This window comes from uncultured Desulfovibrio sp. (genome assembly GCF_944327235.1).
Taxonomy (GTDB): Bacteria; Desulfobacterota; Desulfovibrionia; order Desulfovibrionales; family Desulfovibrionaceae; genus Desulfovibrio.
This window is the reverse complement of record NZ_CALVHE010000008.1, coordinates 44402-51672: the sequence shown is the minus strand read 5'-3', so window position 1 is coordinate 51672 and position 7271 is coordinate 44402. Positions and strand designations below refer to the sequence as shown.

Annotated in this window: 7 protein-coding genes; all 7 read left to right on the top strand. The window is 63.6% G+C overall.

What is annotated here, in order from left to right:
- Positions 1 to 582 (top strand): 30S ribosomal protein S2 (gene rpsB, locus Q0K00_RS02580; protein WP_297227150.1); only part of this gene is annotated, 582 nt, incomplete at its 5' end.
- Positions 583 to 734: 152 nt separating this feature from the next.
- Positions 735 to 1592 carry a translation elongation factor Ts gene (tsf, locus tag Q0K00_RS02575; RefSeq protein ID WP_297227149.1) on the top strand — a complete coding sequence of 286 codons (858 nt, stop codon included), beginning with the start codon at positions 735 to 737 and terminating at the stop codon, positions 1590 to 1592.
- Positions 1593 to 1745: 153 nt separating this feature from the next.
- Positions 1746 to 3302, top strand: a complete 1557-nt coding sequence (locus Q0K00_RS02570) for a transporter associated domain-containing protein (protein ID WP_297227148.1) — start codon at positions 1746 to 1748, stop codon at positions 3300 to 3302.
- A gap of 714 nt (positions 3303 to 4016) precedes the next feature.
- On the top strand, positions 4017 to 4733 hold the full coding sequence (pyrH, locus tag Q0K00_RS02565) for a UMP kinase (protein ID WP_297227147.1): 717 nt from the start codon (positions 4017 to 4019) through the stop codon (positions 4731 to 4733).
- 109 nt (positions 4734 to 4842) lie between these two features.
- On the top strand, positions 4843 to 5403 hold the full coding sequence (frr, locus tag Q0K00_RS02560) for a ribosome recycling factor (protein ID WP_297227146.1): 561 nt from the start codon (positions 4843 to 4845) through the stop codon (positions 5401 to 5403).
- A 137-nt stretch (positions 5404 to 5540) separates the two neighbouring features.
- Positions 5541 to 6263, top strand: coding sequence for an isoprenyl transferase (locus tag Q0K00_RS02555; protein ID WP_297227145.1), 723 nt, complete (start codon positions 5541 to 5543; stop codon positions 6261 to 6263).
- Complete coding sequence (locus Q0K00_RS02550; RefSeq protein ID WP_297227144.1) at positions 6253 to 7059, top strand: phosphatidate cytidylyltransferase; 807 nt, start codon at positions 6253 to 6255, stop codon at positions 7057 to 7059. The genes Q0K00_RS02555 and Q0K00_RS02550 overlap by 11 nt, the downstream gene beginning before the upstream one ends.
- The last annotated feature ends 212 nt before the right edge of the window (positions 7060 to 7271 follow it).

The following is a 7271-nucleotide window of genomic DNA, read 5'->3' as shown; positions in this document are numbered from 1 at the left end:
GTGGACACCGTGGCCAAGGGCGGCAAGGTGCTCTTCATCGGCACCAAGCGTCAGGCTCAGGAAGCCGTGGCCACTGAAGCCACCAAGGCCGGTCAGTACTACGTCACCAACCGCTGGATGGGCGGCACCCTCACCAACTTCGTGACCATCCAGAAGAGCGTGGACCGCCTGAAGAAGCTGGAAGGCATGTTTGCCGACGGCAGCATCAACCGTTACCAGAAGAAGGAAATCCTCCTGCTGGAACGCGAGATGCAGAAGCTGGAGCAGACCCTCGGCGGCATCAAGAACATGGACCGCCTGCCGCAGCTCGCCTTCATCATCGACCCCAACCGCGAAGACATCGCGGTCAAGGAATGCCGCAAGCTCGGCATCCCGATCGTGGCCGTGACCGATACCAACTGCGACCCCGACGTCATCGACTACATCATCCCCGGCAATGACGACGCCATCCGCGCCATCAAGCTCTTCGTGACTGCTTTCTCCGAAGCCTGCCAGGAAGGCGCCGCCATGTCCAAGGGCGAAGTCAACGCCGAAGAGGCCATGCAGAAGGCCGCCGAAGCCGGCGAAGCCGCTGCCGAATAACTGTTGCCGGAGCGGAAAGCTCCCCGGTCGGCGCGTGACGGGATACCATCCTGCCACGCGCCTGCCGTCCCCGGCGGAAAGGACGCCCGACGCGCTTTCCGCCTTCCGTATTTTTGCCGTAACCGGCCATGCCGGATAATGGAGAAGAAAAAATGGCTATTACCGCTAGCTTGGTGAAAGAACTGCGCGAAAAGACCGGCGCGGGCATGATGGACTGCAAGAAAGCCCTTGTGGAAGTGGAAGGCGACCTCGAAAAGGCCGTTGACTGGCTGCGCCAGAAGGGCATGGCCAAGGCCGCCAAGAAGTCCGGCCGCGCCACCAGCGAAGGCCTCGTGACCGTGGCCGCCAGCGCTGACGGCAAGCATGTGGCCATGGCCGCTCTGCTCTGCGAGACCGACTTCGTGGCCCGCGGCGAACAGTTCGAAGCCCTTGCCCTCAAGGTCGCCCAGAGCGTGCTGGATGCCAACCCCGCCGATGCCGACGCCCTCCAGGGCATCATCGGTGACGAAGTGACCCAGCTCATCGCCTCCGTCGGTGAAAACATGCAGCTCGGCAAGTTCACCCGTCACAGCAAGGCCGGCGAAGGCGACGTCATCGGCCAGTACATCCACGCCAACCGCAAGATCGGCGTGCTGGTGGACCTGCACTGCGGCAAGGCCGAGACCGCCGAAAAGGAAGAAGTGAAGGAACTGGCCAAGAACGTGGCCATGCAGGTGGCCGCCGCCAACCCCATGGCTCTGGATGCCGACAGCCTCGATCAGGAAGCCGTGGCCCGCGAGCGTGAAGTCTACCGCCAGAAGGCTCTGGAAGAAGGCAAGCCCGCCCAAATCGTGGACAAGATCGCTGACGGCGCGGTGAAGAAGTTCCAGAAGGAAGTCTGCCTGCTGGAACAGCCCTACATCCGCGACGACAAGAAGAGCGTGGCCGATGTGGTACGCGAAGTGGCCAAGGCCGTGGGCGACGACATCAAGGTGGCCGGTTTCACCCGCATCCAGCTTGCGGCTGAATAAGGCGCGCATGGCCGACGGATGCCGGACAGCGTTTCGATTCGTTTCTGAAAGACGGGGGGCTCGTGCCCCCCTTTTTTTGTAACAATTCACGGCATAACGTAACGCCGTGCAACATCAGACAGCGCGCCCCGCGCGCGGGAGTCAGCAAGAACTATGTGGGATATGACGTGGGTCGCCGATCCGTCGGCCTGGGCCGGTCTGGGGACGCTGGTCCTGCTGGAAGTGGTCCTGGGCATCGACAACCTTGTTTTCATCTCCATCCTCACCCAGCGCCTGCCGGAACGGCAACGGCGTCATGCCTTCCTCACCGGTCTCGGCCTTGCGCTGGCCATGCGGCTGGTGCTGCTCTCGGCCATCGCCTGGATCGTGGGACTCACCGAGCCCATCTTCACTCTGGCGGGCAAGGCCTTCTCCTGGCGAGACCTCATCCTCATGACCGGGGGCGTGTTCCTGCTCTTCAAGGGCACCATGGAGCTGCACGAACGCCTTGAAGGGCATATGATGGATTACAACGCCCAGGACGGACACGCGAACTTCTGGCAGGTCATCGCCCAGATACTGGTGCTCGATGCGGTCTTCTCGCTGGACTCCATCATCACCTCCGTGGGCATGGTCAACCATGTTCCGGTCATGATGCTGGCCGTCATGGCGGCAATGGGCGTCATGGTGCTGGCCGCCGCTCCCCTGACCAACTTCGTGGAAAAGCACCCCACGGTCATCATCCTCTGTCTGGGCTTCCTGCTCATGATCGGCCTGAGCCTCGTCATGGACGGTCTGGGCTTCCATCTGCCCAAGGGCTACCTGTACGCGGCCATCTGCTTCTCCGTCCTGGTGGAATGCTGCAACCAGATCGCCCTGCGCAACCGCCGCAAGCGCATCAGTATGCGTGACATGCGCGAATCCACGGCGCGCGCCGTACTGGGCCTGCTGGGCGGCAGCCGTTACGGTGAAGAAGAGGCCCGCCTCGACGCCGCGGCCCTGGCCACCGAACCGGACAGCGAAGCCCTCTTCGCGCCGGAAGAACGCGACATGGTGGCTCGCGTCATCCGTTTGAGCGGACGCACCGCCCGCTTCATCATGACGCCCCGTCAGCGCGTGCGCTGGCTGGCCAGCGACGCCGACCGGGAAACGGCCTGCGCCTTTGCCGCCTCCTCGACGCTGGCCTGGCTGCCCGTGCTGGATACCGACAATGACGAAGTGCTGGGCGTCGTCCATGCGGGCGACCTGGCCGCCAGCGCTGACGGCAACAGGACGGACTGGTCCCTGAAGCCCCTGCTGCGCCATGCTCCCGACATTTTCGAGCACGCCGGACTGTCCGACCTGCTGGAGATCTTCCGCAATGATCCGGTCCCGCTGGCCTTCGTCCGCGACGAATACGGCAGTGTCGTCGGCGTCATCACGCCCAATGACCTGCTCGGCGTGCTGGCCGGCCAGATGGGCGACATGCCCGCCGGTCCGGAAGCCTGCCGCCAGCCCGACGGCAGCTGGCTCATGCCCGGACGCCTCTCCGTGGACGCCGTGACCGCCTGGCTCAACATCCGTATCCCCGCCCGCAGCAGCAGCGCCACCCTCGCCGGTCTGCTGCTGGAAAAGATGGGCCATATCCCCACGGAAGGCGAGACCTGCCGCCTCGACGACTGGACTATGGAGATCCGCCGCATGGACGGCCAGCGCATCGAAGAAGTCCGCGCCGTCCGCCGCGAAGCGTAAAGCGGTCAACCTTCTTTCTTTTTTGCGGGGGAAAGGGGGGACTTTTTGCAAAAAGTCCCCCCTTTCCCCCGCACCCCCTTTCCCCTTCAAAAAATCTTGTTCGGGAGGATGGCAGGGAGCACGCCCTCGCCAGGGCGTCCCTTGCCCGATGGTCCCCCGGCGGGGCTCTTGAGCAATTCCACATGGAAAATGTGGATTGCTCTGGTAGTCGCGAGAGCGACCACCCGCAACCGAACACACGGAAAAACCACGCTTTTTCCGTAGTGTGAGGGCAGCGTCAGCATTGAGATTGGACAGGATTTCAATGCGAATCCGCCCTATGAGCATTTTCTGTCATTTCGCGGAAAAAACGCGGTCATTCCGCCTGGTTTGGACGGTCGGCACGATGTCGCCACCTCGCATTTTGCCTTTGAAAAAGACAAAATGCTCATGCCGCCGGGAGACTGGCGGACGGGTGACGGCCTGTGTGGACAAGTCTCCCCGTCATCCTCCCCGGCAAGGTTTTTTGCGGGATGGAAGGGGGGCACGGGGGGAAGGAAGGGGGCTTTTTTGCAAAAAAGCCCCCTTCCTTCCCCCCGTACGCTGTCCCAGCGGACAAATGCCACATCCCCAAGCGGGGGAGGGGGGGCAAAAACGCTTTGAGATGTACGCCGATTCTGCTAAGCTGACACGACTTTGCCCGAAAACGCATCAACCCTAACAAAGGCGGTCCACATGGCGAATCTGAAATACAGGCGCGTACTGCTCAAGCTGAGCGGCGAAGCCCTGGCCGGCGAACACAAGACCGGCATCGATCCCGATACCGTGGCGGCTATCTGCGACGAGATCGGCGGGCTGCTGGAAATGGGCGTGGAGCTGGCGCTGGTCATCGGCGGCGGCAACATCTTTCGCGGGCTTTCCGGCTCCGCCAAGGGCATGGAACGCTCCTCGGCGGACTACATGGGTATGCTGGCCACGGTGCTCAATGCGCTGGCGGTGCAGGACAGGCTGGAGAAGCAGGGCTTCCCCACGCGGGTGCTTTCCGCCATCGACATGCAGCAGGTCTGCGAGCCCTTCATTCGCCGCCGTGCCCTGCGCCATCTGGAAAAGGGCAGGGTGGTCATCTGCGCCGCAGGTACGGGCAATCCCTACTTCACCACGGACACCACGGCGGCCCTGCGCGGCATGGAACTGAAGTGCGACGCCATCATCAAGGCCACCAAGGTGGACGGCATCTACGACAAGGACCCCGCCAAGCACAGCGATGCCGTGAAATTCGACAGCATCAGCTATGACGAGACCCTGTCCCGTCATCTGGGCGTCATGGATGCGGCGGCTTTTGCGCTGGTGCGGGACAACAACGTCCCCATCATCGTCTGCCGCATGTTCGGCGGCGATATCCGCCGGGCGGTCCTGGGCGAGCCTGTGGGCACCATCGTCCACGACTGCTGATGCCCTTCCCGCCGGGCGGGACGCGGCGCCGGACGACCGCTTTCCCGGACCTCCGGCGCGGATGACGAAGCCTTTCCCAACCTACTGAACAGCCTTTCAGGAGTTTTCAATGGATATCGAGACGATCCTGCTGGATGCCGAAGACCGCATGGAAAAAGCCATGGGCGCGCTGGAACGCGAATTCGCCAAGCTGCGCACGGGCCGCGCCTCCACCTCGCTGGTGGACGGCATCAAGGCCGACTACTACGGCACGCCCACGCCCATTTCCCAGATGGCATCCGTCGCCGTGCCGGACAGCCGCACCATCACCATCCAGCCCTGGGACAAGGGCGGCATCGCGGTGGTGGAAAAAGCCATCCTCAAGTCCGATCTGGGCCTTACGCCGGTCAATGACGGCAAGATCATCCGTATCAGCATCCCGCCGCTCACCGAAGAACGCCGCAAGGAACTGGTGAAGGTCTCCCGCAAGTACGGTGAAGAGGCCAAGGTGGCTGTGCGCAACGTGCGCCGCGACGCCAACGACAGCCTGAAAAAGCTGGAGAAGGACAAGACCATCACCGAGGACGAGCAGAAGAAGGCCGAAGCCGACGTGCAGAAGCTGACGGACAAATTCGTCGGTGAAGTGGACAAGAAGTGCGCGGCCAAGGAAAAAGAGATCATGGACATCTAAGAGCGGGCGCGCAGCCCGCGCGCGATGCGCGGGCATGACGGATTGTCGGGCAGGGCGGGCGTATCCGCCGCATGGCGCGGCACGCCCGGCCCGCCGCTCTCGCGACGCGCCTTCCCGCAAACAGACGCTCACGCGCTATGGAACAGCAATTTTCCCACCTTCCCCGTCATCTTGCCATCATCATGGACGGTAACGGCCGCTGGGCTCAGGCTCGCGGCCTTGCTCGTGTCGAAGGCCACAAGGCCGGAGCGGAGGCCGTGCGCACGGTCGTGACCGAATGCCGCAGGCTGGGCATCCCCCATCTGACCCTCTATGCCTTTTCCAGCGAGAACTGGAACCGCCCCAAGGCCGAAGTGGCGGCCCTTTTCGGCCTGCTGCTCGAATTCCTGGGCAAGGAAGTGCCGCGCATGGAGAGCGAGGACATCCGCCTCATGGTGCTCGGAGATGTGGACGGCCTGCCCATGCCGCAACGCACCGCCCTGCGCCACGGCATGAACCGCACCGCGCATTGCCGCAGCATGACGCTCAACCTCGCGCTCAACTACGGCGGGCGGGCGGAGATCGTCCGCGCCGCGCGCCGCATGGCCGAAGCGGGCCTTTCTCCCGCCGACTACACGGAAGAGCGCTTTGCGGACTATCTCTACACGGCCGGTCAGCCGGACCCTGACCTGCTGGTGCGCACCAGCGGCGAACAGCGCCTGAGCAATTATCTGCTGTACCAATGCGCCTACAGCGAATTCTACTTTACTCCCGTGGCGTGGCCCGATTTCGGCGTCGAGGCGCTGCACGAGGCGCTGCGGGCCTTTACCGGACGGTCCCGCCGTTTCGGGAAAACGCAGGAGCAGATCGATGCCTGTTGACCATGCCACCGACATTCGCCGGACCCTGACCGGCGTCCTTCTGGGGGCGCTCATCCTTGCCGTGCTGGCCGTACGCGGCTGGCCGTTGCTGTGTGTCATCCTCATCGTGTGCGCTCTGGGCCTCTGGGAATTCTTCACCCTGTTCTGGGGCCCGCGGGGCCGCATCCCCAGCCGTATCTGCGCCATCGCGCTGGGCTGGGGTATGCTCATCCTGAGCTGGATGCACCGGCCGCAGGACGCGCTGGTCTGTCTGGGGGCGGGCTTCGTGCTGGCCTCCATGAGCTTTCTTTTCCGCTGGGACGTCATCGAGGAGGACGCCTTTTCTTCCAGCGGCATCTTCATGGCCGGGCTTGCCTATGTCCCGCTGCTCCTTCTGCCCGCCACCTACCTCTCCTCCGTCAAATTGCTTTTCGTGCTGGCGGCCGTGGCCATCTCCGACACCGCCGCCTATTTTGTGGGCACCCGTTTCGGCCATCACAAGCTCTGGCCCCGCGTCAGCCCCAACAAGAGCTCCGAAGGCGCGGTGGGCAGTCTTGTGGCCTGCACGCTGTTCTGCATCATCTACGGGGCCTGCCTCGGTACGGCGAACTGGTTCGCCTTCGCCCTGCTGGGCGTCGCCATCAACGCGTTCGCGCAGGTGGGCGACCTTTTCGAGTCCGCCCTCAAACGTTCGGTCAACGTCAAGGACTCCGGCCATCTGCTGCCCGGCCACGGCGGCGTGCTGGACAGAGCGGACAGCGTGCTTTTTGCCATGCCCATGTTTGCCGTGGTGGACCAATGGTTTTTCTTTTTCTGAGGCGGATAGCGCCCCTGCCCCGCCGGACGGGCAGGCCATGACCGAAAAGGGGACAGCCCGCCATACGGCGGGCTGTCCTTCCGGTCGGCTGACGGAAACCCTCTCCGACGGCCGGATCCCGTCATTTTCGCAGCCCACCTGCCGTCTTTCGGGCAAACGACGCCCGCCCTCCGATCCTCCTGCACACGAACAGCCGCCTCGGGCGGCAAGGT

What these genes read in the sequence shown, in the direction of transcription:
- tsf (WP_297227149.1), top strand. Translation starts at nt 735, where the DNA reads ATGGCTATTACCGCTAGCTTGGTGAAAGAACTGCGCGAAAAGACCGGC.
- Q0K00_RS02570 (WP_297227148.1), top strand. Translation starts at nt 1,746, where the DNA reads ATGTGGGATATGACGTGGGTCGCCGATCCGTCGGCCTGGGCCGGTCTG.
- pyrH (WP_297227147.1), top strand. Translation starts at nt 4,017, where the DNA reads ATGGCGAATCTGAAATACAGGCGCGTACTGCTCAAGCTGAGCGGCGAA.
- frr (WP_297227146.1), top strand. Translation starts at nt 4,843, where the DNA reads ATGGATATCGAGACGATCCTGCTGGATGCCGAAGACCGCATGGAAAAA.
- Q0K00_RS02555 (WP_297227145.1), top strand. Translation starts at nt 5,541, where the DNA reads ATGGAACAGCAATTTTCCCACCTTCCCCGTCATCTTGCCATCATCATG.
- Q0K00_RS02550 (WP_297227144.1), top strand. Translation starts at nt 6,253, where the DNA reads ATGCCTGTTGACCATGCCACCGACATTCGCCGGACCCTGACCGGCGTC.